24 protein-coding genes and 2 pseudogenes are annotated in these 26,267 nt (G+C 41.6%); 14 read left to right on the forward strand and 12 right to left on the reverse strand.

Translation table 11 applies throughout. The features are described 5' to 3' along the window. Positions 1 to 3 precede the first annotated feature (3 nt). From C9J01_RS01880 to C9J01_RS01895, 3 genes are all read left to right on the forward strand, one after another. Complete coding sequence (locus C9J01_RS01880; RefSeq protein ID WP_107296407.1) at positions 4 to 549, forward strand: carboxymuconolactone decarboxylase family protein; 546 nt, start codon at positions 4 to 6, stop codon at positions 547 to 549. 24 nt (positions 550 to 573) lie between these two features. Continuing rightward, positions 574 to 1,107, forward strand: coding sequence for a redoxin domain-containing protein (locus C9J01_RS01885; RefSeq protein WP_107296408.1), 534 nt, complete (start codon positions 574 to 576; stop codon positions 1,105 to 1,107). Positions 1,108 to 1,606: 499 nt separating this feature from the next. After that, a complete protein-coding gene (locus C9J01_RS01895) occupies positions 1,607 to 3,241 on the forward strand; it encodes an alpha/beta fold hydrolase (RefSeq protein WP_107296410.1) in 1,635 nt (544 codons plus the stop codon). A 41-nt stretch (positions 3,242 to 3,282) separates the two neighbouring features. Here C9J01_RS01895 and C9J01_RS01900 read toward each other — a convergent pair whose 3' ends face one another. Beyond that, entirely contained in the window at positions 3,283 to 4,203 is a 921-nt protein-coding gene (locus tag C9J01_RS01900) for a LysR family transcriptional regulator (protein ID WP_107296411.1), read from the reverse strand. Between the two features lie 86 nt (positions 4,204 to 4,289). Here C9J01_RS01900 and C9J01_RS01905 point away from each other — a divergent pair, with 86 nt between their 5' ends. The 7 genes from C9J01_RS01905 (at position 4,290) to yjeH (ending at position 10,622) form a co-directional block, all read left to right on the forward strand. Continuing rightward, entirely contained in the window at positions 4,290 to 4,538 is a 249-nt protein-coding gene (locus C9J01_RS01905) for a DUF2798 domain-containing protein (RefSeq protein ID WP_107296412.1), read from the forward strand. Between the two features lie 265 nt (positions 4,539 to 4,803). Next, positions 4,804 to 5,319, forward strand: a complete 516-nt coding sequence (locus tag C9J01_RS01910) for a hypothetical protein (RefSeq protein WP_107296413.1) — start codon at positions 4,804 to 4,806, stop codon at positions 5,317 to 5,319. Positions 5,320 to 5,615: 296 nt separating this feature from the next. Beyond that, positions 5,616 to 6,212, forward strand: coding sequence for a TetR/AcrR family transcriptional regulator (locus C9J01_RS01915; RefSeq protein WP_107296414.1), 597 nt, complete (start codon positions 5,616 to 5,618; stop codon positions 6,210 to 6,212). Between the two features lie 371 nt (positions 6,213 to 6,583). Further along, positions 6,584 to 7,225: a DsbA family oxidoreductase gene (locus C9J01_RS01920; RefSeq protein ID WP_107296415.1), complete on the forward strand. Its 642-nt coding sequence runs from the start codon at positions 6,584 to 6,586 to the stop codon at positions 7,223 to 7,225. Positions 7,226 to 7,335: 110 nt separating this feature from the next. After that, on the forward strand, positions 7,336 to 8,025 hold the full coding sequence (locus C9J01_RS01925) for a glutathione S-transferase family protein (RefSeq protein ID WP_107296416.1): 690 nt from the start codon (positions 7,336 to 7,338) through the stop codon (positions 8,023 to 8,025). Between the two features lie 9 nt (positions 8,026 to 8,034). Beyond that, positions 8,035 to 8,883, forward strand: coding sequence for a glutathione-dependent disulfide-bond oxidoreductase (gene yghU / locus C9J01_RS01930; protein WP_107296417.1), 849 nt, complete (start codon positions 8,035 to 8,037; stop codon positions 8,881 to 8,883). Between the two features lie 482 nt (positions 8,884 to 9,365). Beyond that, on the forward strand, positions 9,366 to 10,622 hold the full coding sequence (yjeH, locus tag C9J01_RS01935; protein WP_107296418.1) for an L-methionine/branched-chain amino acid transporter: 1,257 nt from the start codon (positions 9,366 to 9,368) through the stop codon (positions 10,620 to 10,622). Positions 10,623 to 10,787: 165 nt separating this feature from the next. Here the strand turns inward: yjeH and C9J01_RS30145 are convergent. The 3 genes and pseudogenes from C9J01_RS30145 to C9J01_RS01950 form a co-directional block, all read right to left on the reverse strand. Then, a pseudogene (locus C9J01_RS30145) lies at positions 10,788 to 10,868 on the reverse strand (hypothetical protein); the annotation flags it as partial. A gap of 166 nt (positions 10,869 to 11,034) precedes the next feature. Beyond that, a pseudogene (locus C9J01_RS01940) lies at positions 11,035 to 11,246 on the reverse strand (transposase); the annotation flags it as partial. 1,503 nt (positions 11,247 to 12,749) lie between these two features. Then, the gene (locus C9J01_RS01950) at positions 12,750 to 12,962 is read right to left on the reverse strand and encodes a helix-turn-helix transcriptional regulator (protein ID WP_158264473.1); all 213 of its coding nucleotides are present in this window, start codon (positions 12,960 to 12,962) and stop codon (positions 12,750 to 12,752) included. 403 nt (positions 12,963 to 13,365) lie between these two features. On the opposite strand from C9J01_RS01950, the gene C9J01_RS01955 reads away from it, so the two are divergent. Together C9J01_RS01955 and C9J01_RS01960 are read left to right on the forward strand one after the other, a co-directional pair. Continuing rightward, a complete protein-coding gene (locus C9J01_RS01955; protein ID WP_107296421.1) occupies positions 13,366 to 14,829 on the forward strand; it encodes a cobyric acid synthase in 1,464 nt (487 codons plus the stop codon). A 66-nt stretch (positions 14,830 to 14,895) separates the two neighbouring features. Continuing rightward, positions 14,896 to 15,429: a GNAT family N-acetyltransferase gene (locus tag C9J01_RS01960; protein WP_158264474.1), complete on the forward strand. Its 534-nt coding sequence runs from the start codon at positions 14,896 to 14,898 to the stop codon at positions 15,427 to 15,429. 42 nt (positions 15,430 to 15,471) lie between these two features. On the opposite strand, the gene C9J01_RS01965 is transcribed toward C9J01_RS01960, so the two are convergent. The 4 genes from C9J01_RS01965 to C9J01_RS01980 form a co-directional block, all read right to left on the reverse strand. Next, the gene (locus C9J01_RS01965) at positions 15,472 to 16,365 is read right to left on the reverse strand and encodes an amino acid ABC transporter permease (RefSeq protein ID WP_107296423.1); all 894 of its coding nucleotides are present in this window, start codon (positions 16,363 to 16,365) and stop codon (positions 15,472 to 15,474) included. A gap of 27 nt (positions 16,366 to 16,392) precedes the next feature. Continuing rightward, positions 16,393 to 17,169 (reverse strand): transporter substrate-binding domain-containing protein, encoded by a 777-nt coding sequence (locus C9J01_RS01970; RefSeq protein ID WP_419686428.1) that lies wholly within the window; start codon positions 17,167 to 17,169, stop codon positions 16,393 to 16,395. 102 nt (positions 17,170 to 17,271) lie between these two features. Then, positions 17,272 to 18,102: an amino acid ABC transporter permease gene (locus tag C9J01_RS01975; protein ID WP_107296425.1), complete on the reverse strand. Its 831-nt coding sequence runs from the start codon at positions 18,100 to 18,102 to the stop codon at positions 17,272 to 17,274. An 11-nt stretch (positions 18,103 to 18,113) separates the two neighbouring features. Beyond that, the gene (locus C9J01_RS01980) at positions 18,114 to 18,851 is read right to left on the reverse strand and encodes an amino acid ABC transporter ATP-binding protein (protein ID WP_107296426.1); all 738 of its coding nucleotides are present in this window, start codon (positions 18,849 to 18,851) and stop codon (positions 18,114 to 18,116) included. A gap of 289 nt (positions 18,852 to 19,140) precedes the next feature. Between C9J01_RS01980 and aroG the strand changes: the two genes are divergently transcribed. Further along, positions 19,141 to 20,193: a 3-deoxy-7-phosphoheptulonate synthase AroG gene (gene aroG, locus C9J01_RS01985; protein WP_107296427.1), complete on the forward strand. Its 1,053-nt coding sequence runs from the start codon at positions 19,141 to 19,143 to the stop codon at positions 20,191 to 20,193. A 156-nt stretch (positions 20,194 to 20,349) separates the two neighbouring features. Next, positions 20,350 to 21,759 carry an O-antigen ligase family protein gene (locus tag C9J01_RS01990; protein ID WP_107296428.1) on the forward strand — a complete coding sequence of 470 codons (1,410 nt, stop codon included), beginning with the start codon at positions 20,350 to 20,352 and terminating at the stop codon, positions 21,757 to 21,759. 50 nt (positions 21,760 to 21,809) lie between these two features. Here C9J01_RS01990 and C9J01_RS01995 read toward each other — a convergent pair whose 3' ends face one another. Genes C9J01_RS01995 through C9J01_RS02010 form a run of 4 tightly spaced genes read right to left on the reverse strand, consistent with a single transcriptional unit; the run spans position 21,810 to position 26,267 of the window. Continuing rightward, a complete protein-coding gene (locus tag C9J01_RS01995; RefSeq protein WP_107296429.1) occupies positions 21,810 to 22,901 on the reverse strand; it encodes a tetratricopeptide repeat protein in 1,092 nt (363 codons plus the stop codon). Positions 22,902 to 22,925: 24 nt separating this feature from the next. Continuing rightward, a complete protein-coding gene (locus tag C9J01_RS02000; RefSeq protein WP_107296430.1) occupies positions 22,926 to 23,891 on the reverse strand; it encodes a type II secretion system F family protein in 966 nt (321 codons plus the stop codon). A gap of 1 nt (position 23,892) precedes the next feature. After that, positions 23,893 to 24,867 carry a type II secretion system F family protein gene (locus C9J01_RS02005; protein WP_237156839.1) on the reverse strand — a complete coding sequence of 325 codons (975 nt, stop codon included), beginning with the start codon at positions 24,865 to 24,867 and terminating at the stop codon, positions 23,893 to 23,895. Beyond that, a complete protein-coding gene (locus tag C9J01_RS02010) occupies positions 24,864 to 26,267 on the reverse strand; it encodes a TadA family conjugal transfer-associated ATPase (RefSeq protein ID WP_170114872.1) in 1,404 nt (467 codons plus the stop codon). The genes C9J01_RS02005 and C9J01_RS02010 overlap by 4 nt, the downstream gene beginning before the upstream one ends.

Consider the following 26,267-nt stretch of genomic DNA (forward strand, 5'->3'; position numbering starts at 1 on the left):
AATATGTCTTCATTTACGATTCATACTGTAGAGTCCGCGCCAGATGCAAGTAAACCATTGTTAGAAAACTCGCTGAAATCATTTGGCATGATCCCCAATTTGCACGGCGTGATGGCAGAAGCCCCCGCAATTTTAGAAGCTTATCAAACTATCGGTAAATTATTTGAGCAATCTTCATTAGATGCGGAAGAGCTAACCGTGGTATGGCAGACGGTCAATGTTGAGCATGCGTGTCATTATTGCGTGCCAGCACACACCGGCATCGCACATTCAATGAAAGTTGATCCTGCGCTAACCGAAGCCTTAAGAAACCGCAAGCCAATGACAAAGGAAAAGTTACAGGTATTACACGACACGACATTGGCAATGGTTAGAAATAGAGGTCATCTCACTCCCAGTGAGCTTCAAACATTTTATTCGGCGGGTTATTCGCAGCAGCAGTTGTTAGAAATTGTGCTCGGGGTATCAATGAAGGTAATGAGTAATTACACGAACCACATTACCGGAACGCCGGTTGACAAAGTGTTTGAAAAGTTCGCTTGGTCATAAGGCTACGAATAATAGGTGGATACGATGTCTACGAAACTGAAGTCTGGGTACCCATTTCCTATCCTCAATGTTGAAATGCTCAACAGTGGTTCAGCCGTGCTCGGCGGATCACAGCATAGGGCGCGATGGCAAGCGATTTTTGTCTATCGAGGCAAGCATTGTCCGGTCTGTGCGAGATACCTAAAAGAGCTGGATGGGTTCTATGGGCAATTTCACGAAGCCGGCATTGACATTATTGCAGTGTCTGCGGATTCGAAAGGGCAATCAGAAGAGTACGCTGAAGAGTTAGGGGTTTCACTGTCCCTTGCGTACGGCCTATCTGAAGCGCAAATGAAGCAACTGGGGTTATACATTTCTGAGCCGCGTTCACCGCAAGAAACCGACCATAACTTCCCAGAACCGGCTTTGTTTGTTGTTAACGAACTGGGTAATCTGCATGTGGTTGATATTTCAAATAACCCCTTTGTTAGACCGGAAATATCAACCCTATTGAATGGCTTGGTATGGATCAGGGATCCTAATAATCATTATCCGATAAGAGGAGCGCTGGATTACTGACTATGCATGTATGCGTGCAATAGTGAAAGATTCAAATTTAATTTTGAATCTTTTGCTTGCGATTATTTGCTTTTAATATGTCGTTATTGTTCACTGCGATACGGTATATACGATGAAAATAGCAATGCGACTGGTAATGATGGTTTTATTCTTTGGCTCAATTTCGGTACATGCTGATATGTACAGCTCCGGCACTCATGTTTACCAAGAAAAAACTGCGGCTAGCGTAAATCCTCGACTTAATAACAATCAATCAACGCTATTGCCCGAGAGAAAGTCGCTGACAACAAGACATTATCTCGAGATGAGACAACAGTACGCCTTGGGGATGTCTGAACGGCTTTCGACTAGTATCGATCATGAAAAACAATCGCACCCATATACAGTAGAGATGGACAAGACGTTCTCAATCGATATATGAATTATTAACTTGACGTGCGCTAGGGGGGTAACCATTGTTATTGCTGATAATGAATCTCGGCTTAGATAGGAGTTATCAATGGCTATATTTACCACTGCGGCACTCGCGGCTGATGCGTTAGCGCTGGGACCTCACTGGATCTACAATCCGAGCAAATTAAAAAGGTTGTACCCAAACGGGGTCTACGCATTAACCGATCCGAAAAGTGCCTATCATCCCAATCGGCGAGCTGGCCAGCTTACGCACTATGGCGACCAGATTGCTGTCTTTAGACAATATCTGGAAATACAAGGCGTGTTCAACGAGCAGACATGGCGTGAGCACTGGTTAGGCGCAATGGTTGGGTATGATGGGTACCTTGATGGCGCTACTAAGCAATCCCTGAAAAATGCTGGCTATGGATCAGATTCCAATGACCTTGCAGGGGCATCGAGGCTTGCCCCATTGCTCGATTTGAACCTACCCCTTGAAGCAACGATCCAAGCTGCCCGCGAGCAGACAAGCATCACCCATAGCCCTCAATGTGTGGCAGATGCTGCAGAATTATTTGTCAGGATGGTTTTCTCTATCCAGCAAGGGAACTCTTTCTCCGAGGCCTGTGAAATGAGCATCAATGAAGGCTCTTATACTGAACTAGAGCCTGAGAGACATTTCCTGAAGGTAAAGCAATGTTTGAAATCAGGGGAACAACCGGTTGAGGTGGCTACTCAGATGGGGACCACCTGCCATACCCCTGAAGCATTTCCGTTGACACTGTATTTTGCTCTCCAGTTTGATGACAACTTTGCGGATTGCCTCAGTGAAAATGCCCTGGTTGGCGGGGATAGTGCTGCGAGGGGGATAATACTGTCTCTCTTGTTTGCCGCTAGGGATGGCGACGTGGGGAGCGCAATATACCAGCAGCTTACAGATACCCCGCGAGAGTCCGTTACGTTCACCCCTGGTACACACCAAGTCTCCGTCCTGCATCAAGGCAAACATTTTGCTGCAACCTTAGATATCCCAAATGATGTCCCCAAAGCCTTCATCCTCTTTGCTCATTGCTTTACGTGTGGCAAAGACTTCCTGCCTGAAAAACGTCTGTGCCAAGCACTAGCTAAGCATGGCTTTGCGACGCTGAGAATCGATTTTAGTGGTGTTGGGGGGTCGGGTGGCGAGTTTGTAGATACCTCTTTTCTGACTAACGTTGAAGATTTAGGTATTGCGGCATCATGGATGTCTGAGCAGGGAATGGACATATCTGCATTGGTGGGTCATTCACTCGGGGGGACTGCCTCGTTGGCTGTAGCCGGGCAGCTTCCCTCAGTAAAGGCAGTAATTACCATCGGCTCACCTTTTGAACCCAAGCATATTCTTCATCTATTCGAAGATCATATTGATAAAATCAAAGAAAATGGGCAGGCAAGCGTGATGTTGGCTGGACGGCCTTTCACTATAGGAGAGCGTTTTTTGTCTGATTTGAAACAGTTGGATCAACGGGGTAGGTTGGGATCGTTGAAGGGCGTTAACAGCCTGGTGATTCATGTTCCCGATGATGATACGGTCGATATTAAGAATGCGGGTTATATCTATTCTGCATTACCACAGCCAAAATCATTTCTCGCCTTGCAAGGTGCTGACCACTTACTTCAAAACAAAAGCGATGTGGAGTATGTCGCTAAAATGGCATCGATTTGGTTAGAAAGGGCGTTAAATAGCGAGCCGAAGGTGTAAACAGACCCTGTTAAAAAACCCATCAGATGGGCTTTTCCAATTTAGTTCGTACTTTCGACTATTGAATTCAAAAAACCAACGGGATGCTGGAATCGTTCAAACACCATATCTCGAAAAGCAGCGACCCGGGCTGGTATGAGCTTCCTGTCGGCCCATACCATGTACGCTTTTCCTGTTGGGCATTCAACATTTGGCAGGATGGGGAGCAATTTACCCTGTTCAGAGAACTGTTCGAAAGGGCCGAGGGGCATAAGGCATATTCCCACACCGGAGAGGGTAGCATTAATGGTTAACCGTAAACTGCTAATGGCATATTTTGAGTTAAAGGGGATACGGATAGGTTTTCCATCCTCGATAAACTCCCAATATGGCATATCATTGCCCGCAAGTAACCTATGGTGGATTAATTCCTCGACCCGCTCAGGAGCACCATATTTTTTAATATATTCAGGAGACGCTGCCAAGACGAGTGGAGACTGGAAAAGGCGGCGCTGAATAAGGTGTGATGCATGTGGGGGAGCGGTCGCAAGGGCTAGATCAATTTGATCATCAAAAAAACGTTCAGTCCCTGAGCTAAATTGAATAGAAATGGTCACATCGGGGTGCAATTCCATGAAGTCAATCGCGATTTGTTGTAGGAAATAATCAGCAAACGGCTCAGGGCAGGAAACCCTGATTTCCCCCGTCAAGGAAGGCTGGCTGTTGGATAGTTGAATCCACTGTTCATCAAGCTGAGAGAATATCGTTGCAAAACGGTTGTAGTATTCGGTACCGGCAGTGGTTAGCTGAAATTGCTTGGCATTTCGGTGAACCAACTTTTCACTTAATTGCTCCTCCAGATGTGCAACGGCACGGGAGAGAGTCGGAGCCGAAACATGAGTGACTAAACTTGCGGCAGCAAAACCACCGCACTCCACAGCTTGGCAAAAAAGATATAGGTTTGAAATGTCTTTAGCTTTCATATTTGCACGCTTTTGATTCAACATTGACTGTTTTTGGTGACAGCCTGTTTGTTTAAAATAACTCAACAAATGAATGAGGTGTCAACATGAAAAAATTTCCACGCAAATACCAGTATCCACTGATGATGTCGATGGTCCTACCCACTATGCTTCTTAGCATGCCAGCAATTATGGCTTATAAGACGTTACCTGAAGGCATGTCTTTTTATGAGGCTTGGTTAGCTGCGGTAGGCCAAATGCTTCCTTCTGCACTGATGTTACTTGCAGTGGTTGCACCGACAGTTCGGATATTTGTGTCTAAAGTGTTACTTGAGCCGGTTCCGAAAAATAATTAATCAGATACAGCATAAAATAACTTAACACAAAATAAATACTCTCGTAAACCCACTATTGAAGATAGCTATTTATAATTAAGTCGTCAATAATATTTTTACGAATGCAGAAAATGATGGGCTGACAGAAGAAATAAATACAACCATTTTATATGGTGTTATTTCCGTGGTGAGTTAGGCTATAGGTTTTTATTAAAAGTGTAAAATAAATTATGATAGCACTGACAATATAATTGTCGGTTAATATCTTATATTAAGAGTTCGTAGCATGAATACACAACAACTTTTATTGGAACTGACATTGATTGGTTCTATGATGATCATCACGGGTTTTTTCCTATATCGAAGATATGACGCGCGTGATTCAGTATTACTAAAATCACAGAAAATTTTGACCGGCTTACTCGGCGCTTTTCTACTGATGGCTGGTACGGTGAAGTTCTTCGAACCGTTCAATACAATGTTCACACAACAAATTTTACTGAGTGAGCTACCGTTCCCATTTCTTTCACGTTGGGCTGGCCAATTGGGTGAAATGGCAGCAGGTGCACTTCTTTTGGTGATTACAATCGGTGGGAAATCGCTAGAGCGTGATATGAGAACCTTGATTATGTATGCGTCGACAGCATTAACTACTGTTATTATGTTCGTTGCAGTGTATGTTCACCTATTACCGAATGTGCCAGCTGAAGTACTTCCTTTTCAATCAAAGCCACCTGTGTTCACATTGGTTATTCTTTCTCTTGCATGGTTGAATGCTTATCTTTACAAGAGAGGCAATTGATGTAAACGCTGGTCAAGACCAGCGTTTTATTCAGTGTTATTTTCTTTTTCAAGTAAGTAGAAGAAATTCTGATGTAAATATTTGAATAGAGGATCAAAATAAATTAATCAAAATGTATTTTACTACTATCATCCCATATGTATGCCATAGAAAATGGTCTAATTTACCATCTAAATCAATAATACTTATTTTTCATGATGATACGTCATGAATGTATTTTCGTGCATTTCAACTAGCCTTGAGCGATAGTTCAAGTATAATGTAGATATATTTCAATTCATTTTGAGTCTCTACTTATGGCAACGAAGGCTAAATTTGATCGCGACTTGGTAGTACAGAAGGCGACTGACCTATATTGGCAAAAGGGCTTTAACGGCACCTCTATGCGCAACTTACAGGATGTGATTGATATGCGTCCTGGTAGTATTTATGCCGCCTTTGGTAGCAAAGAAGGCTTATATAAGGAAGCGTTGGTTCATTATGCAGGATTAAGCGCAACGGCGCTCAACAATAGCCTCAAAGAGGCTGGGAGTCCGCTCACGGGGCTCGCTTTATTTACCCGCAAGGTAGTGGTTGATACCCAACAAGGTGCACCTAATGGTATGTGTATGCTGCAAAAAAGTGTGGCTGAACTGACGGATGAGCAGCCAGAATTATTGGCTTTTGCTCAACAATTGTTACAGCAGGCTGAGGCTCGCTTTACTGAGCTATTAAAGCAATCACAACTTGAAGGTGAATTATCTGAGGATAAAGATCCCAAACAGTTAGCACGTTACTTGCAGGTGCAAATATTAGGGTTACGTAACTATGCAAGGGTAAACAGGCAAACCTTAAGCCAGCAAGAATTAACCCAGTTAGTCGATGCTATTTTCACTCAGCCACCATTTAAATAAATGCTTTTCATAACCGCCTACGGGCGGTTTTTTTATAAATTAATCAGTAGAATAACATCTCTCTGTGAATATTTTTGAGTATTCGTTCAAATACCTCTTGAACGATTGTTCAAGAGGTATTATAGTAATTGCAAATGTCATCTAAGACCGAATCGATTAAAGAGAAATTGCAGGTAGAGCCTGCTAGAAAATGGCATTTCCTCACGTATCTCAATCTTATGCTGAGAGGTCTCTTAGGTTCGGGATCTAACATAGTCAACTTCTGTAAATTGGTTTCATCAGTCGTGTAACGGTTTTTATTAAGCACTTCACGGCGATACCGTTTTGACGCTGACTATATAAGCCAGCATATAACAAGCAAAGGGTAGAATATGGCTGATAAAATCAAACTAGATATCATTTCTGATGTGGTGTGCCCATGGTGCATTATCGGTTATAAGCGTCTAGAAGAAGCAATCAACGAATTGGGTATTGCCGACAAGGTAGAGATTGAGTGGCAGCCATTCGAGCTGAATCCACAGATGCCGGCAGAAGGTGAGAACTTACGCGAGCACGTGTTGCGCAAGTACGGCTCTAACCGTGAAGATAGTGAACGTGCCCGCACTAATATCAAGGTGCTTGGCGCAGAGCATGATTTCTCGTTTAACTACAGCGAAGACATGCGCATGGTTAATACCTTCGATGCCCATATGCTGTTGGATCTCGCGCATGAGCAGGGGTTGCAGCATCAATTAAAACAACGCTTGTTTGCCGCATTTTTCAGTGAGCATAAAGACGTTTCAGACCGCCAGGTTTTACTAGCGGAAGCAGGAAGCGTTGGTATCGAGGCAGACACCTCTGTGTTTGAAGATGAGAGCCGTACAGTGAAGATCCGCAGCTTAGAACAGCAATGGCGACAACTTGGTATCGAAGGGGTACCAACGGTCATTATCAATCGTGAAAGTGCGATAACTGGCGCTCATCCAGTGGAAAACTATAAACAAGTCTTGTCTCAAGTTCTTGAAGCGAATTAATTTTTCCTTATTGGCACATTGCCTGATTAGTGCAGATAAGGTTTTTATAAACAACATATTGGCTTTCGCTAATATTAAATACCTACAATTTAACCGCGAAGGGTTTTACTATGCTTAAGTTTTATTTCCACCAGACCCCAAATCCAATGAAAGTCGCTCTGTTTCTATCGGAAACTGATCTGCCATTTGAATTGGTAGCAGTTGATACCATGAAAGGGGAACAGCATACGCCAGAGTACCGCATCATCAACCCTAATGGTAAAACACCTGCCATCATGGATGACGGTCAGCGTGTTTTCGACTCGAATGCTATTCTAATGTACCTATCTGAAAAGACCGGTAAACTAGGTGGCCAGCCAGAAGATCGTGCAGAACTTTTATCTTGGATGATGTTCATTGCTTCAGGCCTAGGTCCATTCTCAGGTCAATCGGTGCACTTTCAGCACAAAGCCCCTGAGTCCATTCCATACGCTCAGAACCGCTATCTACGTGAGGCCCAGCGCCATTACGAAGTATTGGATGCGCACTTAGAGGGCCGTGAATTCATCGTTGGCAATGAATATACGATCGCAGATATTTCAGCATGGGGATGGATTGACAAGGCACGCTTTGTGCTTAATGCAGATGGGCTTGCACCATACCCGAACTTGAAGCGTTGGTTTGAGCAGATTGACAGTCGTCCGGCCGTAGCAAAGGCACGTAATATTGATAGTGAGTTGACATTTAAATCGACTATGGACGATGAGGGACAACGTGCACTTTACCCATCAAACTTTGCGAAAGAGCAACGTGGTAAATAAGGTGATTTTATGAGTAATTATAATCCACCAGAAGTATGGTTCCACGATTCTGAAAACGGTGGGGAATGGGCCAAGATTAATCGCCCTGTATCAGGTGCCACCCATCAGCAGGCATTACCGGTGGGTAAACACCCATTACAACTTTATTCGATTGCGACCCCAAATGGCCAGAAGGTCACAATCATGTTGGAAGAGTTGTTGGCTGCGGGTCATCCAGGGGCAGAATACGACGCGCATCTTATCCGGATAAGCGAGGGCGACCAGTTTTCTTCAGGCTTTGTTGGGGTTAACCCAAACTCTAAGATCCCAGCACTGGTTGATTGTAGTGGTGAGCAGCAAATCGAGGTCTTTGAGTCAGCATCTATTCTGGTGCACCTAGCTGAGAAATTTGGAGAGTTTCTACCGGTTGACCAAGTTCAGCGAGTTAACACCTTAAATTGGTTGTTTTGGCTTCATGGCTCAGCGCCTTACCTTGGTGGTGGTTTTGGCCACTTCTATCACTATGCACCGGAAAAGTTTGAGTATCCAATTAACCGCTTTACGATGGAAGTTAAGCGCCAGTTGGACGTACTAGATAAACACCTTGCCAATAACCGCTACTTGGCTGGTGATGTGTATACGATTGCTGATATTGCAACTTGGCCATGGTATGGCAACCTGATGTTAGGGAATCTATACAATGCAAAAGAGTTTCTCAGTGTTGACAGCTACCCGAATCTGATGCGTTGGACTCAAGAAATTGCCGATCGTCCAGCAGTTAAGCGTGGCCGAATTGTCAATCGAGTATGGGGAGATGACAACGAGCAGTTGGCTGAGCGTCATGATGCTGATGACATAACCAAAGTATTAAACAATTAGTGAATATTTGAAAGTGATGGTTGCCTAATAGCTGAGGGTGCTCTCGCGGCTATTAGGTGCTGTTTTCTAAACCGAATGATTTGAAGTAAGCAGTACTTTTCCTTTTATCTATTAAATCGAATATATTACCTATTATAAATTTGGATTGAACTTAATCATATGTATTATCATCTTCGTATATATTAAGGAGGGTGACTATTTCCAATGTTAGTTATTAAAAATATGATCTCTGTTCGATATTTCATTAATTGTGTCAAGAGAAAATCGGACATTGTTTCCCTAAGTGGCTGATAGTTTATTGTGTATCACATTAACAAGTTAATTAGGTTGAATGGTAAATATGAATACATAGTACAATATGTCACGTGTTAATTTTCGATTGTTTTAAATGACGATTAGATGTTAATAATATGAATGTTTTAGCTTTACAACTGTGTACTACAACTAGTTATTCATATAAAAAAGAAAGATAAAACATAATTATGTCTGAGTTAAAAAGTGATATCACGCTACTTGGCGGAATTGGGATGATGTCTACAACATTGCTTGGCACCGGGCTATTTATGGTACCAGCAATCGCGGCAAGTATTGCGGGGCAAGAGATTCTATGGGCATGGTGGTTTCTCATTATTGCGGTGTGTCCTATTGCTATAACATTTGCAGCACTTGGACGCCGCTACCCTCACGCTGGAGGTACAGCGTATTTTGTAAAACAGGCGTTTGGGGAAAGGTTGGAAAAGGCTATAGGGTTACTGTTTATTAGTGTGATACCTGTAGGTATACCAGCGGCAATTACAATTGCTGGTGGTTTTGCACAACAGTTTTTACCAGATTATTTATCTGGTTCGTTAGTTACTCAACTTCTTGTAGTGATTTTACTCATTATAATTAACTTGATTGGAATTAAGTCTTCAAGTCGTTTTCAAACTTTTATTGCAATCGGAATCATGGCTTTGGTTGCGGCATTCATATGGCGAGCTGAACCAACAAATCTTACTCTTTTCCCAAGTTCAAACCCAATTGAACATGTGTCAAACATTACGATGGCTATTTCGGTGATGTTTTGGTGTTTTGTCGGCATTGAAGCATTCGCCCATATGGGAGAGGATTTTAAAAATCCAGAAAGAGACTACCCAATTTCCATTATTATTGGCTGTCTGGTTGCAGGAATAGTGTATTACCTGTTTTCTACGTTGATCCTTGAATTTCATGCTTATGGTAGTGGTAATGTTAACATCATGTCAGTACCTTTGTTAACGAGTAAGCTATTTGGATCAGGTGCTATATGGATAATTAGTATTGTTGGATTCCTCGCTTGTTTTGCGACTATTAACCTATACACTCAAAGTTTATCTCGTATGGTTTGGTCACTTGCAAGGGAATATCGCCCAGAAAGTAAGCTTGCAATGATTTCAAATAATGGAGTGCCAAAACAAGCGACATTATTTGTTGGGGCAATATTAGTGGTATCATGTGTATTGGGTGATTTATTAGATGTTGATGCTGAAGCATTTCTCACTTTGGCGAATAGTATCTTTGTTCTTATCTACCTATTTGCAATGTGGAGTGCAGTAAAACTCCTTAAAAAAACAGCAAAGTTAGTGGCTGCAATTGGTATGGTCATTTGCATACTAGTGTTTATTTTTATTGGTATTTCCATGCTATATTCAGTGTGTTTACTTGGCGTATTGTGGTGGGCTATACCAAAGCTTGAAGGAGTTGGAACGACTCAAGTATAACTTAAAAATACAATTTAATGGATATCGTTGTTGAATGTTAGCGGCGTGATTCCAATGCAAAATGATCTGAGGTATTTGAGTGACCTATCTATAATGTTTGGCATTTTTAATATCGGGTCTGTTACATAGTTTACGAGAGGTCTAATTTTTCAGTCACTTCGTGACTTAAGCAATGAAAGCTTCTTTGTTAATCTCTCGATATAAGTACAACCAGGCACCACCTGCGCGTATATAGGTCTCGTAAACCTGCCAACTGGTGCTCCATCCAGGCTTCCAGTACCATCGAGCCGCCTTTCAACTTTTGGGGCATAACGCTGTACCCAGCGATATAAAGTTGTATGGCTAATGGAATCTCCGCGCTCTAATAACATCTAAGCCAATTATCGGTAGCTGATACAGTACTTACATAACTTCAGATCTGCATAAGCGCAACTTTTCAAGCCGAGCAACCTTAATGCTCGGCTTTTTTGGTTGGAACGAATAGGCAATGAGTCCTATCAGAAGATTTACCATGAAGCTCACACAGCTCCGGTGCCGCGATTGTTCTATCTGAGATATATTTTTCAGCAAATTAAAGACAATTTCAATGATGAAGCGTTTCCTTAATATCAATCGATCCCATAACTGATCTGCACCAACAGAACTGGACACTTCACTAAGCGGCTTTTCGATACCAAAAGTTGTCAGAATTTACTATTTTACGTGGTTACTCTAAGAAGATTTTGCCCAAAGGTATGCCAGAGCCTGTCATACCAAACAGCCTATCATACCAAACATCCAAATTTTACTTAGCCCTTCTCCAAGAGGAACTGCTAATTTTTCATTCACAACCACAGTTAATCAGTAAAGTGTTAGGTGCGCATTGCAAGAGGGCGCGTCTCTGTTGTGAAGGGGAGATAATGGCGATCCCAACGCCTATGAGCTAATTGCTAGTAACAGTATGATGACAAACCGCTATGGGGCTGCTTCCCGTTCAGGCCACTCCGTATTTAGGTGGCGAGATCCGGCTAATTTGTCACTGTCGTTCATTTTCGTTCTAAGTTTGATGCTAGGAATGCATCTTCAAGCCTTGCCATTATTAGGCCCTGGCCTGTTGTGACTCCCTCGTCTCTTTTTCAAAAAGAGACGAGGGGGCAAAAGCGATGGTTATCTCTCACTTCGGATGAGTGACTACATTGCCGGTAACTCTGCTCGGTGGCTGAGTGATTTGATGGCTTGTCTGCCGGAGTAAGTAAGTGGTCCCGATGATCTTTGGTGAGTATGAAAAGAAGGCTTATGCCTTAGGAATGCGTCTCCGTGAAATCATATTTTGAGCTTTGCAGCCGATCAGCTCTTCGGCATCAATGCCTCAAGGGCGATTACGGATAAATTATAAATTGATTGAAGTGATTAAATGAGAGAGTCGGTGGGGAAAAAAGAAGCCGCTGATCAGAACCAGCGGCTTGGGATAAAGGAAAAGCAAGATTAATAATTGAATCAGTCTTGCCTTAGATATTGGTTAAGAAATTTATAGAAGACCTCTTCTTCACTTAAGTCACTACCATGCAGTTGATAAACAAACTGATGAGTTGCTGCGTCGAAAATGGCTATATAGTTGTTGTGAGATTCTGTGTAGTACTTAATTCCACGGTATTCATAATGCTGTGTCATGAGAACTCCTTACGGTTGATGAGTCTCTTAGCTTACGGGTAACTTGAATTTGTCAATCTTGGGGGAGGTGAGTTAATACCCTAGGTTAAGAACTTGTGCTTACTTTAGGGTATTTAGTGTTGGGTATCAGATACTTACTTAAAGCCAAGCTCCTTTTCTAGGCTCTTTCCCTAAATCTTTCGCTATGGTGTTGAAGTCCTCATTCGAACCGACGTTAATGTTAGTGCTGCATCCACTGGCCTCAACAAGAATGATGTAAGAGTAATAGTCACCACTTTTGGCCATGCTCATGCACACGGCGCCAATAGGAGTTTTGATGCTGGCACCTTTGGCGAGAATTATAACGTTCTCGCCATTGCTTGAGATTACAACTTTACCTAGTGTTATAAGTTGATATCTAGCTTCGGATTGTTTGCGAGTGCCCTTTGGCTGTCTTCGCTTAGGCAAAAGGGCATGCTATTTTTTAAACTGATTCCTTTATTTGATCTCACTGTCATTGATATACGCTTGCACATCGACTAAGCGATAGTGATAGCGGTTACCAATTTTGTAGGTGGGTAAGTTAAAAGTACCACGCTTAATCCAGACATAAAGAGTGATTGGCTTAATGCCCAGAAGCTCTGCCACTTGATTTCGAGGGATCAATCGTTCTGACTGAAGCTCTTTTTTTGTCACTTTATTGTATTCCATTATTCTGCTCCTATCTTGAAAATGAAAGTTCATATTAAAGGGTTTGGAGTGCGTATTGAGAGATTACATGCCGGGTAAAATTTTTCAGGTAAAAGTGGTGATATGTAGAGGGCGGAAGTTGCGTTTGAACATTTCCATTGATGTTTGTTTTTGGGCTATCGTGTAGAACGTAATGTGAGGCTGGATGTTGTAGAGGCAGTAAAGCCACGGCTTAATACCCTATGGTATGATGTCATTTCTAATAATGAGTAACAGTTTGTACCAAATCTTCTGTGTACCAAAAAGTGTACCAAATATTTTCCAATCAGAATTTTTGCATTGAATACGATCTATCAGATTACAGGCTTATGATATTTCTGTTTCTTATGGTCTCGAGGTTAAGTAGTTGAATAATAAATGTTTGATGGTTCAGGGTACCACGTCTGACGCAGGAAAGAGTGTGCTGGTGGCAGGGTTGTGCCGTGTATTAGCACGTAAGAATATTAAGGTTGCCCCATTTAAATCGCAGAATATGGCCCTAAATAGTGCTGTCACTAAAGATGGTGGTGAAATAGGACGGGCGCAAGCGGTACAAGCACAGGCAAGTAGGATTGAGCCAACTGTACACATGAACCCGGTATTGTTAAAACCGAACACAGATATCGGTGCTCAGGTCATCGTTCAGGGTAAAGCTCTTGCAGACATGGATGCGGTTGGCTATCACAACTACAAGAAAGTCGTGATAGGTCCAATTATGGAGTCTTTCGATATCCTTCAACAGGAATACCAAACCGTCATCATCGAAGGTGCTGGAAGTCCGGCTGAAATCAACCTGCGTGAAAATGACGTCGCGAATATGGGGTTTGCTGAAGAAGCCGATGTGCCTGTGATTATCGTTGCTGATATAGATCGCGGCGGTGTTTTTGCTCATTTGTATGGCACCTTAGCCTTATTATCGGAAAGTGAGCAGGCAAGGGTTAAAGGATTTGTCATCAACCGTTTCCGAGGGGATATCAAGTTATTGGAATCTGGCTTGGAATGGCTAGAGCAGAAAACAGGTAAGCCAGTGCTTGGGGTATTGCCGTATCTCCATGGTCTAATGCTAGAGGCAGAAGATGCCATTGATGTCCAGCAAGTCGCTGCTGATGGTGAGCAATTAAAGGTCTCTGTGCCGGTGCTAACACGTGTAAGTAACCATACAGACTTTGATCCCCTGCGCATGCATCCTCAAGTAAATCTACAATTTATAGGTAAAGGGCAGCAAATTCCGCCATCTGATCTTATCATTATTTCAGGGACCAAAAGTGTTCGTAGTGATTTGGACTACCTTCGGGAGCAAGGGTGGGACCAGCAAATTGCCCGTCACCTTCGTTTAGGCGGAAAGGTGATGGGTATTTGCGGTGGTTATCAGATGTTGGGTGAAGCGATAGCCGATCTTGATGGTATCGAGGGTGAACCCGGGACGAGTCGTGGATTAGGATACTTACCCGTATCAACGGTATTAGCACCTCATAAGCAACTCAAGCAAGTGGCGGGAAGCCTTACAATGCCTGATCAGCAAAGTGTGCCGGTTAGAGGTTATGAAATCCATGCTGGAGTGACTGAAGGGATTGGTGAAGATGCACCGATTCAGTTGGCTGGCAATCTCGACGGTAAGTTCGGTATAGACAATCAGGTGTTTGGTACATACCTGCACGGTATCTTCGAGCAACAAGAGGCTTGTGATGCCATTTTGAACTGGGCGGGACTCACAGCAACCTGTACACCGGATTTTGATGTGATCAGAGAGCAAGGCATTGACCGTGTTGCCGATATGCTTGAAGAGCATATGGATTTGGAAAAATTATGGCCAGAATGGTCTGAACTGTTTGACAAGAATGGAGTTTGATTCTCCTTTTGTTAACCACTGAGCCTAGTCGGTAAGCGGCTGGGCTCTGAGATAAGAGGGATGAATATGATATTAGATGTTTCACCGAGTATTAAAACTCAACGTCTTTATACCAGGCCATGGGATGAAGACGATCTTGCTGGTTTATACCGGATAATGTCCAATCAATCAGTTCATACCTTCACGGAAGAGGAACCTTGGTCTGAAGAAAAGGCGAGACGTGAATTACGGAAGTACCATATTGAGCCACCTTTAAATGAAGGGTGCCGTGGTTACTTTAACTGCCCGCTTATACTATCTGATTGCCATACCTTGATTGGCCGAGTAGGGTTGCACCCTTATGGTGATAATGAATCGACTGCAGAGATTGAATGGGTGATCTGTGAAGATCATTGGCATCAAGGTTATGCGACTGAGATCGGTAAAGCGATCCTTGAATACGGTTTTCGGGAAGCGGGCTTTCACAGCATTATCGGATTTACATGCGTCCGAAATATGTCTGCACGTCAGGTTATGAAAAAAATAGGGATGGAACACATTGGCGACAGAGAGCTTCATAATCGCAAGCTCAGTGTCTTTCAAATAAAAAGGGAGCCTTAATCGGCTCCCTTTTTTGAATGCTCAATTTACGAATTAGAAGCACTATCGGGCTTGGTAGTGCTTCTGTGAGTGCCTTTCTAAGTGGCTGAACAGGACGGACAGGCCAAAGCAAAGAGCGAGGTATCCAGCGCCTACCAGTAGCCAGATCTCAAAGATCAAGCCAGAAGAGTTGGCTATTTCACTACCCACAAAAGTGAGCTCTTGGATCGATATCAGTGAAATAATGGACGAGTCTTTCACCAAAGAAATAAATTGACCGGCTAGCGGTGGCACAATGCCGCTTAATGCCTGAGGGAAGATAACAAAACGGAAACGGTCGAGTTTTGTTAAGCCAAGCGAGTCAGCCGCTTCCCATTGTCCTTTTGCTATAGCGTCGATACCAGAACGGACAATCTCGGCGATATAAGCTGCAGCAATCAGGCCAACACACAAGATCCCTGAAAACAAGTTTTCCCATAACTTTGCAGGGCCAAATAGCACAGACTGCCAAAGGCTGATTTCAGTAGGTGTATTGCGAAGCACAGCCTCTAGGCCTAAAACAGGAATGAGTTGGCTGGAGATAAAGAAATAAAAAATAAAGACAAAAACCAATGGTGGAATGTTTCGCACCAATTGGATATAGGCTTGTGCGGGTAACCGCAAGAAAAACCATGTTGATCGGCGTGCTAAACCGAGTAACAAGCCGAGCACGCCAGCAAACACTATTCCCCATAGGCTAAGGCGTAATGTTGCGAGGAGACCCTGGAAAAAATAGGGTAGCTCACCATCCCGACCTGGTGTCATGATCAAACTAAAAGCTCTCTCCCAGTTCCACTGATAATGAATTCCGGCAGATGAACGGTACCATAGCCAACCAATAGTTGCGGCGATAACACCAAGAAGTAAAACATCAAGTTTGTTCAGTTTGAAAAAGGCCGGGAAAGTCGTTCCCGGCATGTTTCGTATCTTTGTTCGTGACAACACTTACTGTCCTTCTGCGATCTGGTCTTCCCAGTCTAGGGTAGTGAACCAGTAATCATGGCGCTCTTTTAACCAGCCATCTTCAGTTCGAAGTAAAATCCAGTTGTTGAAGAAGTTAAGTAGATCAAATTCACCATGACGGATTGCAAAGGCTTCAGAGCCACGGCTCAGACGCTCTTCGAATGGGATGTATAGCTTGTCACTGTATTGGATTGCCATGTGTTCTGGTTTCGGTGATGAGGCCAAAGCGGCATGGGCATTACCATTTAGGACTTCCTGAAATGCCTGAGCTTCATCATCGAATTGGCGCAGTTTTGCTTTCGGGAAATATTTCTTAGCGGTTTGCACCGTGAAAGCACCACGGCGTACAGCTAAAGTCACACTACGTTTGTTATAGTCTTCATAAGTTGTCTTATCTGCAGATAGCTCTTTATGAGCAGCAAGTTGTACCCCAGAGTGTGCATATGGGCTTGTGAACAACACGCTCATATTACGTTCGGGTGTAATAGACAAACCACCGATAATTACATCAAATTTACCGGCTAGTAGCGCAGGGATAATACCGTCCCAAGCCGTCGGGATAAACTCAACTTTTAACCCTGCATCTTTAGCTAAGCGGCGAGCCACATCGACTTCAAAGCCAACTAATTCACCTTGTTTATCCCTCATCGCCCAAGGGACGAATGTTGATAAACCAACGCGAAGGGTCCCTCGCTCTTTGATTTCAACCAGTGTACTTTTATCGGCAGCTGTCGAGACAGAGGCCATCGTTAGCGCCATAACGGCTAACAGTGCTGAGAGTAATCGTTTCATGCTTCCTTTCTCCTAATCCAAACGTTTTTCATGAATGACTGTTTATACATAGTGCAATTTATAGTTCTGTTAATGTGACGGGGTATTCAGCCTATGTGCTAACCAAGCGGCAAATCCCGATAGCGTAAGGGTGACAATGAGGTAGATACCGGCCACGGTGAACCACACCTCAAAGGGCATAGCGGTATCGGCGACGATGTTCCTACCTTCTGTGGTTAAATCAAAAATCGCCATCACACTAACGATTGATGAGTTTTTTACTAATGAAACGCCTTCGTTTGTCAGTGGGGGTAAAATGCGTTTAATGACTTGAGGTAAAATGACAAAACGATAGCTGTCTAATTTTGACAGCCCAAGGCTGTTGCTAGCTTCAAATTGCCCACGCTCAATACTGGTTAGGCCGGCCCTGAAAATCTCTGCTGTGTAAGCACCTTGGAACAGAGATAGCGCCATTACGGCGGTGGTAAACCTCTCCAAACCAAGCACAGGGCCAAAGACAAAATACAGTAGGTAAATTTGCACTAGTAAAGGCGTATTACGAATAAGTTCGATATAACCTCTAGCAATAGTTCGACCCACAATCGAATCAGAGAGGCGAAGCAGGGCGGTAGCCAAACCTATAACCAAGGTGAACAATAAGCTAACGGTTGAAATTTCAAGCGTTACCCTCAAGCCTTCTAGTAACTCTGCTGGAAACCATTCTCCATCCTCAACAAACCACAAGTACTGAGGTATTCGATACCATTGCCAGCGGTAGTTCATCGCATCTGCACCGGTCTCAAGTAACCAGAGTATGAAAATGGCAACAAGACTAACCTGTAATAAGCCTGAGAAAAAAGGTTTGGAAATGCGCCCCAACGTTTTCAATACCGGTGATGACCTAACCACTTTGTGAACCATAGTCATAATCCTTAATAACTCAGGATTTGTTCCAAGAACATTTGAGTTCTTGGGTGTTGTGGAGAATCAAACAGCTGAGAGGGAGGGGCAATCTCAACAATTTCACCCTCATCCATAAAGACCACACGATCGGCGACTTTTCTAGCAAAGCCCATCTCATGGGTCACACAAATCATGGTCATTCCTTCGCCGGCAAGTTCTGTCATTACATCGAGGACCTCACGGATCATTTCAGGATCAAGCGCGGAGGTTGGCTCATCGAAAAGCAGGATATCCGGTTTCATACAAAGTGAGCGGGCAATAGCTACACGCTGTTGCTGCCCACCTGAAAGTTGTGAAGGGTATTTATCGGCCTGATGGGCAATATGAACACGGTTAAGGTATTCCATTGCTAATTTATCGGCTTCTTGCTTACTAAGCTTTCGGGTGCGACGAGGAGCTAGGGTCAGGTTTTCTAATACGGTCATATGGGGGAATAGGTTGAAGTGCTGGAACACCATACCCACTTGACCACGGATGCGTTTGAGGTGATGTGCATCAAGCGGTTTTCCAGCCACCTCCAATTGACCTTCATTGAACTGTTCAAGGCCGTTAATACACCGGATCAAGGTTGATTTTCCTGAACCTGATGGACCACAGATGACGAGCTTTTCACCTCGCTGAATGTCTAGGTTGATATTCTTGAGTGCCTGGAAATCTCCATACCACTTATTGATGTTTTGAAACGAAATTACAGTTTCTTTGGTCATCCAGACCGCTCCAAAGAGATAGTATTTATAAGACTATGCTATTGCTTTGTAACGAGGAATTCAAAGATATGAAGAGATAAAACGGAGATAAATGTGAAATTTTATTGATTACGCATCATGTTGATTAATAAGCCACCGATCTGAAAAAAAATCACCGAATTGGCCAATTAGCGTTTGCACTGCTCATAAAAGGAAGATAAGTTAATGTCAATTGGATTTGAAAGATACTGTCAACGAAGTCTGTAATATTAAGTTTACAGCTGACACATGCGTAAATTAGGAAGTAACAATGCATAAGACCGATGATGTTCGCATTAGCGAAATTAAAGAACTTCTCCCTCCTGTCGCGGTACTGGAGCGTTTCCCAGCAACTGAAAATGCGTCTGAAACGGTATATCAAGCTCGTCAGTCAATTCACAAAATTCTAAACGATGAAGATGATCGCCTGCTGGTGATTGTTGGCCCATGCTCCATTCACGATACCAAAGCTGCTTTAGAGTACGGCGAGAAGCTAAAAGCGCTGCGTGAAGAGCTAAAAGGCGAGCTAGAAGTCGTTATGCGTGTTTACTTTGAAAAACCACGTACCACTGTTGGCTGGAAGGGTCTTATCAATGACCCATACATGGATAACAGCTTCAAACTAAACGATGGTCTACGTATGGGCCGTAAGCTCCTGCTTGACCTAACTGATATGGGCGTACCGACAGCTGGTGAGTTCCTAGATATGATCACACCACAGTACATGGGTGATTTGATCAGCTGGGGTGCGATTGGCGCACGTACTACTGAATCACAAGTGCACCGTGAGCTGGCTTCAGGCCTATCTTGTCCTGTAGGCTTCAAGAACGGTACTGATGGCAATATCAAAATTGCAACGGATGCGATTGGTTCAGCGAGTGCGCCGCACCACTTCCTATCTGTGACCAAGTACGGCCACTCTGCGATTGTATCAACAGCCGGTAACGAAGATTGCCACATCATCCTGCGTGGTGGTAAAGAGCCAAACTACAGTAAAGAGCATGTAGGTTCGATTACTGATCAGCTTGAAAAAGCGGGTCTTCGCCAGAAGGTGATGATCGACTTCAGCCACGCAAACAGCCTTAAGCAGTTCCAACGTCAGATGCTGGTTTCAGAAGATGTAGGTAGCCAGATCGCAGAGGGTAACAAAGCTATCTTCGGTGTAATGATCGAAAGCCACCTTGTAGAAGGCCGCCAGGACATCGTAGAAGGGCAGGAGCCTACTTACGGCCAGAGCATCACAGATGCCTGTATTGGTTTTGGTGACACTGAGAAAGTACTACGCCAACTAGCGGAAGACGTGAAGAAGCGCCGCGCGAAGTAAGTGACAGAGTAACTTTTCTTGTTTAGAAAAAGCCAGCTGACAACAGCTGGCTTTTTTGTATCTTAATGATTTTATGCATAATTAAACGAATAAATACGGTTATTGAGGAGAAAATGTTTATACTTACATAAAGGATATTAGTAAAAGGGATTTAAGATGTTGCAAAAATCAACACTTGATAACATATTGTTATTCTTTGTTTTTGTTGGGGTAATATACTTTAGCCTGAATTTTAATTTCTCAAAGAGTGATATTTTCCTTTTATATGATTCGAAGAGATTTTATGTTATAACTCTAATATTGCTTAGTAGTTTATTTATTCTTTTGAATAGTAAAGTAAGAACATCTGCCATAAATGATATACAAAGTCTATCTCTATGGGTAAAGGGAGTTTTGTTATTATTACTATCAGGGGTTTTAATATCTAGTATTAATAGTGAAAATTATTTATACACACTTAATTATAATCTTTATTATCTAGGTCTTTTTTTTCTTTTATGTCTAATGTATCAAGTATTAAAAAAGAAGAAAACGGGATTATACCATTTATATGCGATCATTTCTGTTTTGCTCTTTCTTTCAGTCGCTATTGCATTCTGGATATTGGTATTTTTAGATTTAAAAGTAAACATTCATACTATATTAAGTTTCTCCAATCCTAGATTTTTGAATCAAGTACAAGTTTGGTTAATAATTCCATTGTTGTATCTTGCAGTTTTAAATAAAAAAAGAAACAAAACAAATATACTTGTATCTATTTCACTAGTAGTGAATGTAGCAACAATTATCGCAACAGATGCAAGAGGGATAAGCATTGCTATATGTGCAACTATATTGCTCTGGATAATTTTAGACAAATCTTGGCGGTATTTGATAATTCGAGAAGCCTTAAAATACTTAATAGCAGGTATAATTGTGAAGTTGGCTTTTTTAGCGCCTTTACCAAGCTATGTATTTTCAGATGGCTTATTAGATTTTGGCTCAATTAGAACAGACTCCCCAGGTAGATTTCAACTGTGGAAAGACTCAATCTCATTAATAAACGTTTGGGGACAAGGTGGAGGGTACTTTATATGTACTTCAGAGTATAATTTTTCTCCTAGATACGGGCATCCTCATAATTCGTTATTACAAATATTTATTGATTGGGGTATTGTTACTTTGATCGCATACTGTTTTTTACTCTCTACAGTGTTATTCGCAGTTATTGTTACAAAGAGAAGAAATTTAAGAATTACTGGCTTGGCATTATTAGCAGGATTTGCATATAGCTTTGTGTCCGGGGTGTTAGTTATGCCACTGAGTCAATTGTTTGCAGTTTTGTCTATAGCGATATACTGGCGTTGTTGCAGCATCAGCGTGCAACCCCCAAAAGAATATAGCCAAAAAGCAATTTCTACATTGTTCAAAGTGATAAGTATTATGATTATCTTTTCATTATTATATAGAGGAGTAGAAAGAGTAGACTTTTATCGTTCAGGGATATTGAATAATGAATTATTTGAAAAGCAGCGTACATATACAGAATTTTGGCTTGGTTATAACTGTAATATAGATAGTTTGTGATAAAAAGAGTCACCATATCATGGTGACTCTAAATTGAATTAATAAGAAATTTAATAACGGGTAGTGTTAATTGAGTAGACAGTAGCTTGTGATTGGTTAGTTTTGTTATTACTGGAGACTTTCACAGGAGGTGATGAAATTTGTAATTTTTCTGCTCTTTTTAGGTTTTCTTGTGCTTTGGCATAAAAAACAGGACTAGTATTAATTGCTCTCTCTAAGTAACTGATAGAGTTCTCGTAGTCACCTTCAAGCATCGCGAAATAACCAATATCATTTAGTGCTCTTTCTTTTGGCATTACACGAGATAGGGCATCTAATGCATCTTCATAACGTCTTGATTTTATATAAGTTAACCCTAGGTTAGACCAAGCACGTTTATTATTAGGATAAAGTGTTGTGGTTCTTCTGTTAATTATTTCAGCTTGTTTAAGATTACCGTCCAAGTAATATGAATATCCAAGATTAGTCAATGTTTTTTCAGAGCGACTATCTTGCATTAGCGCAGTTAAGTAAATTTGTTGTGCGGACTTATGTTTTGCATCTAAATCAGCAATGATACCAAGGCCAATATAGGCGTTAATAGGCGAGTTATCATCAATCAATAAGCGCTGTGAGAATAGGTCTTTATCTGGATCCCAATCGGACTTTCCTTGCCTTTCTTGATCCATTTTAACTGCACGAATGAACTGAGATCTTGCATTCTCCGGTTCACCAAGCTTAAGTTCAACGGTACCAACAGATGATGCATATTGAATATTGTTAGGTTCTATCATTGCAGCACGCGAGTAAGAAAGTTTGGCTAAATCATACTTTCCTCTTTGCTGGTGAATATAACCAATTTTATAAAATGCCTTGTCAGCATTCTCCTGAGATGGAAAACTGAGAGCCCTAATATATTCATAAAGTGCTAAATCAGGATCATTGGCGAGATACGCTTTGTCACCTCTGAGTATTGCTTCTTGTGCGTTTTCAGGGGGAAAATCTGCAGATAAGCCTAATGTCGATTTACCATCATAAAGTTCATGATTAAAATCAACGTTTGTGCTGTTGTCTATATTGCCATTATTCGAACAACCCACTAAAAGAACAGGTAATATTGCAAGTTTAATACTTGTGAGAAGTGCTAAATTTTTTTGTATCATGAACAAACTCCCTTTGTAATCAAGTCATCGACTTGCAAACATATCTAATACTTTTACGATAGCAGGTCCTACTGCAACTACAAAAAAACCAGGCCATATACAAGTAACTAATGGGAAAATCATTTTTGTACCAATTTTTGCAGCTTCTTCTTCTGCTCTTTGCATTCGCCTATCACGAAACTCATCTGCGTAGTCACGAAGGGTGTCACCCATACTTGATCCGAGTTTTACTGATTGTGTAATAATACTAATTAAACCCTGTAACTCAGTTAACCCCGTCCTCTCAACGAATTGATTGAGAGCAGAGGGGATTGGAATTCCTACTCTGGCTTTTTGACACACTATCTGTAGCTCTTGGCTAAGAGCTGGCGAAACAGAGTCGATTTCTTTTGAAACACGGTTAAGGGCGGCTTGGAAGCCAAGACCAGCTTCTGTTGATACTACAAGCAAATCTAGTGCATCTGGAAAGCTATTTTTTAGATTTTTTATCCTTTTCTCGGCTAACCTCCTTAGTACAAAGTTTGGTAAGAAAGTAGCAATAAAAACAGATAGGATTACATAAAATATTATTTTATTGGTAGTTAACTCAGGCAGAAGGCGAGTTATGAAAACAGAACCTAATAAAGCTAAAACTGCAAGGATAATTTTAATGGCGTAGAAAGATGTTATTGCTGATTTATTCTCAAAACCAGCATGCATTAATAGCTGTTTAACACTTTCCTGCTCTGATTTAGACTTTGGAGTGACATATTTATCAATTGATTCTAATGTTTTATCAAAAGATTTACTGCTTTCTTTATTCGTGTTAGTTTTATTTGGTATGGAAATTGTGTGTAATTTCTTTTTTAAAGGTGTAGATGAGTTTCCTAATAGTATTATTATACTAACAGTAAAAGCAATGGCACTTAAAAATGCTAATCCTAGAAAAACAAATTTAGAATAATCTTCATCACCAATATATGTGTTTATAACACTGATTATGTAATCCATGTTAAACCTCTATACGCAAAAGCTTTCTAATCCATAAAAGGCCAGCGGTCATTAAAAATGCAGTTACAGATAACAATGACTGACCACGTTCAGATTCTAATAGAGGACTAATATAATGAGGGTTACTTAAGTAAAGCATCAAAAACAAAACAAAAGGAACCATCATTAGCACCCAAGCAGACATTCTTCCTTCAGCAGAGAGGGTTTTAACCTTTCTCATTAATCGAAATCGACTTCGGATAACATTAGAAATTTTATCAAGTGTTTCTGCTAAATTACCACCAGTTTCTTTCTGTATTGTAACTGCACTATTAAAAGCCAAAACGCTTACGGATGGATTTCTTTGTGCTAGGTTTGCTAGAGCTACCTTCAGGTCAACACCATAATTCAGTTCAACAAAGGTCTTGCCAAATTCAACTGAAATAGGAGGGGGCATTTCCTCACTTACACTTTTCATAACCTCGGTAAACGGGTAACCAACTAATAAAGCTCTTTTCATTACGTCTAAAGCTTCTACAAACTGCTCTTCAAATAGTTGAAGTCTTTTTTCAGTTTTCTGTTGAATAAAAATATAAAAAGCACCAATAACAATGATTGGTGTTAAAAACATTGCCTTGATACTAAGTGTCATAAACAAGATAAATATCATAGAGGTAATAATCGATATCAATAACCAGAATACGACTTTGTATGCTTTCCACTCTAGACCAGCTCTCGATAATTTATCGCTGAGATACTCACCTACAGAATTGTTTTCTAACCATCGTTCAGTAGGAGATAGTTTATCTAGATAACTTTTTCTTAGTAATGATTGTTGTTGGACCTTACCTGATTCGGCAATGACTTCAAGTTGCTTCTTAAGAAGTCTATTGCGGTTTGCACGAGTACCTGTCGCAGATATAAGTATGGTCTGAGAAATGACTACTACTGCCACAAATAGTATAATCAAGTAAAGTTGTAGGTTTTGGTCCATCATAAACCTCCATTGTCTTCAGTAGTGAAATAAGTATATGGTAAGTCAATTCCCATATGCTTAAAATCATCCATGAATGAAGGAACGTTTCCTGTCGCTTTGTAAGCGCCTAAAACATTACCGTTTTCATCGATCCCTTTACGCTGAAAGAAAAAAAGCTCAGTAAGCGTAATCACATCACCTTCCATTGCGTTTACTTCTACAATACTTGTTATACGCCTTTTACCATCTTCCATACGACGTAATTGAACAACGATATTGAGAGCAGAAGCAATTTGTGAACGGACATTCTTTATCGGCATGTTCCAACCTGCCATGGCAAACATATTTTCTATTCGGCCTAGAGCATCGCGGGGTGTGTTAGCGTGTATGGTTGTCATCGAACCATCGTGACCTGTATTCATTGCTGCAAGCATATCAACTGCTTCACCACCACGTACCTCACCAACAACAATACGATCTGGTCTCATACGTAACGAATTTATGACTAATTCTCGCTGTGTAATTGCGCCTCTTCCTTCAATATTTGGTGGGCGAGTTTCTAACCTGACGACATGTGGTTGTTGAAGTTGTAGTTCTGCAGAATCCTCAATGGTAACAATGCGTTCGTTTTGGGGAATGAATGAAGAGCATATATTGAGCGTTGTTGTCTTACCTGAACCCGTACCACCTGAAATTAGAATATTGAGACGGCCTTTTACTATTGCTTTTAAGAAATGCGCCATTTCTTGATTAAGAGAACCATAATCAAGTAGTTGTTCTATTTGAAGCTTCTCGACAGCAAACTTACGAATAGACAGTGAAGGCCCATCGATAGCAAGTGGGGGAATGATAGCATTTACCCTAGAGCCATCTTTTAGGCGGGCATCGACCATCGGAGAACTTTCATCAACACGTCTACCCACCTGCGAGACAATTCTATCTATGACATTCAGCAAATGTTGGTTGTCTCTAAAAGTGGAACTAGCTGGCTCTAACTTGCCTTTTCTTTCAACGTATATTTGACTACTAGAATTTACAAGTATATCAGAGATGCTCTTATCTTTAAGGAGTGGTTCAAGCGGCCCTAAACCAAGAATTTCATCTCCAATTTCTTCAATAACACGTTTTCTTCCCTCAGCGTTTAGCGGAACATCTTTTTCTAGCAGGAAGAGGGCTGACATTTCAGAAATTTGTTTATAAGCGTCCTCTTCAGGTAAGCTTTCGAGAAGAGAAAGATCAATCGTGTTATATAATTCATCAATAATCGAGTTTTTTATATTCTGCTCTTGTGGATTAACCACAACTTCTTGAGGTTTAACTGGTTCAGGTACTTTGACATCACTATCCAGGATAACTGAGTCAGGCATCTGTTTAGTTTCTGTCTTTTGAACCAAGGAGTTTCTCTTCCTATTCAAAAACAT

It is taken from the genome of Photobacterium rosenbergii, assembly GCF_003026455.1.
GTDB classification, from domain to species: Bacteria; Pseudomonadota; Gammaproteobacteria; order Enterobacterales; family Vibrionaceae; genus Photobacterium; species Photobacterium rosenbergii.

Excerpts from the sequence above, each read along its gene's own strand:
- C9J01_RS01910 (WP_107296413.1), top strand. The coding sequence starts at position 4,804 with ATGAATACACAACAACTTTTATTGGAACTGACATTGATTGGTTCTATG.
- C9J01_RS01970 (WP_419686428.1), bottom strand. The coding sequence starts at position 17,169 with ATGGCGCTAACGATGGCCTCTGTCTCGACAGCTGCCGATAAAAGTACA.
- C9J01_RS01895 (WP_107296410.1), top strand. The coding sequence starts at position 1,607 with ATGGCTATATTTACCACTGCGGCACTCGCGGCTGATGCGTTAGCGCTG.
- C9J01_RS01965 (WP_107296423.1), bottom strand. The coding sequence starts at position 16,365 with ATGCCGGGAACGACTTTCCCGGCCTTTTTCAAACTGAACAAACTTGAT.
- C9J01_RS01950 (WP_158264473.1), bottom strand. The coding sequence starts at position 12,962 with ATGGAATACAATAAAGTGACAAAAAAAGAGCTTCAGTCAGAACGATTG.
- C9J01_RS01980 (WP_107296426.1), bottom strand. The coding sequence starts at position 18,851 with ATGACCAAAGAAACTGTAATTTCGTTTCAAAACATCAATAAGTGGTAT.
- C9J01_RS02010 (WP_170114872.1), bottom strand. The coding sequence starts at position 26,267 with ATGTTTTTGAATAGGAAGAGAAACTCCTTGGTTCAAAAGACAGAAACT.
- C9J01_RS01905 (WP_107296412.1), top strand. The coding sequence starts at position 4,290 with ATGAAAAAATTTCCACGCAAATACCAGTATCCACTGATGATGTCGATG.
- C9J01_RS01955 (WP_107296421.1), top strand. The coding sequence starts at position 13,366 with ATGGTTCAGGGTACCACGTCTGACGCAGGAAAGAGTGTGCTGGTGGCA.
- C9J01_RS01990 (WP_107296428.1), top strand. The coding sequence starts at position 20,350 with ATGTTGCAAAAATCAACACTTGATAACATATTGTTATTCTTTGTTTTT.
- C9J01_RS01915 (WP_107296414.1), top strand. The coding sequence starts at position 5,616 with ATGGCAACGAAGGCTAAATTTGATCGCGACTTGGTAGTACAGAAGGCG.
- aroG (WP_107296427.1), top strand. The coding sequence starts at position 19,141 with ATGCATAAGACCGATGATGTTCGCATTAGCGAAATTAAAGAACTTCTC.
- C9J01_RS01900 (WP_107296411.1), bottom strand. The coding sequence starts at position 4,203 with ATGAAAGCTAAAGACATTTCAAACCTATATCTTTTTTGCCAAGCTGTG.
- C9J01_RS01975 (WP_107296425.1), bottom strand. The coding sequence starts at position 18,102 with ATGGTTCACAAAGTGGTTAGGTCATCACCGGTATTGAAAACGTTGGGG.
- C9J01_RS01995 (WP_107296429.1), bottom strand. The coding sequence starts at position 22,901 with ATGATACAAAAAAATTTAGCACTTCTCACAAGTATTAAACTTGCAATA.
- C9J01_RS01925 (WP_107296416.1), top strand. The coding sequence starts at position 7,336 with ATGCTTAAGTTTTATTTCCACCAGACCCCAAATCCAATGAAAGTCGCT.
- C9J01_RS01885 (WP_107296408.1), top strand. The coding sequence starts at position 574 with ATGTCTACGAAACTGAAGTCTGGGTACCCATTTCCTATCCTCAATGTT.
- C9J01_RS02005 (WP_237156839.1), bottom strand. The coding sequence starts at position 24,867 with ATGATGGACCAAAACCTACAACTTTACTTGATTATACTATTTGTGGCA.
- C9J01_RS01960 (WP_158264474.1), top strand. The coding sequence starts at position 14,896 with ATGATATTAGATGTTTCACCGAGTATTAAAACTCAACGTCTTTATACC.
- C9J01_RS01880 (WP_107296407.1), top strand. The coding sequence starts at position 4 with ATGTCTTCATTTACGATTCATACTGTAGAGTCCGCGCCAGATGCAAGT.
- C9J01_RS01920 (WP_107296415.1), top strand. The coding sequence starts at position 6,584 with ATGGCTGATAAAATCAAACTAGATATCATTTCTGATGTGGTGTGCCCA.
- C9J01_RS02000 (WP_107296430.1), bottom strand. The coding sequence starts at position 23,891 with ATGGATTACATAATCAGTGTTATAAACACATATATTGGTGATGAAGAT.
- yjeH (WP_107296418.1), top strand. The coding sequence starts at position 9,366 with ATGTCTGAGTTAAAAAGTGATATCACGCTACTTGGCGGAATTGGGATG.
- yghU (WP_107296417.1), top strand. The coding sequence starts at position 8,035 with ATGAGTAATTATAATCCACCAGAAGTATGGTTCCACGATTCTGAAAAC.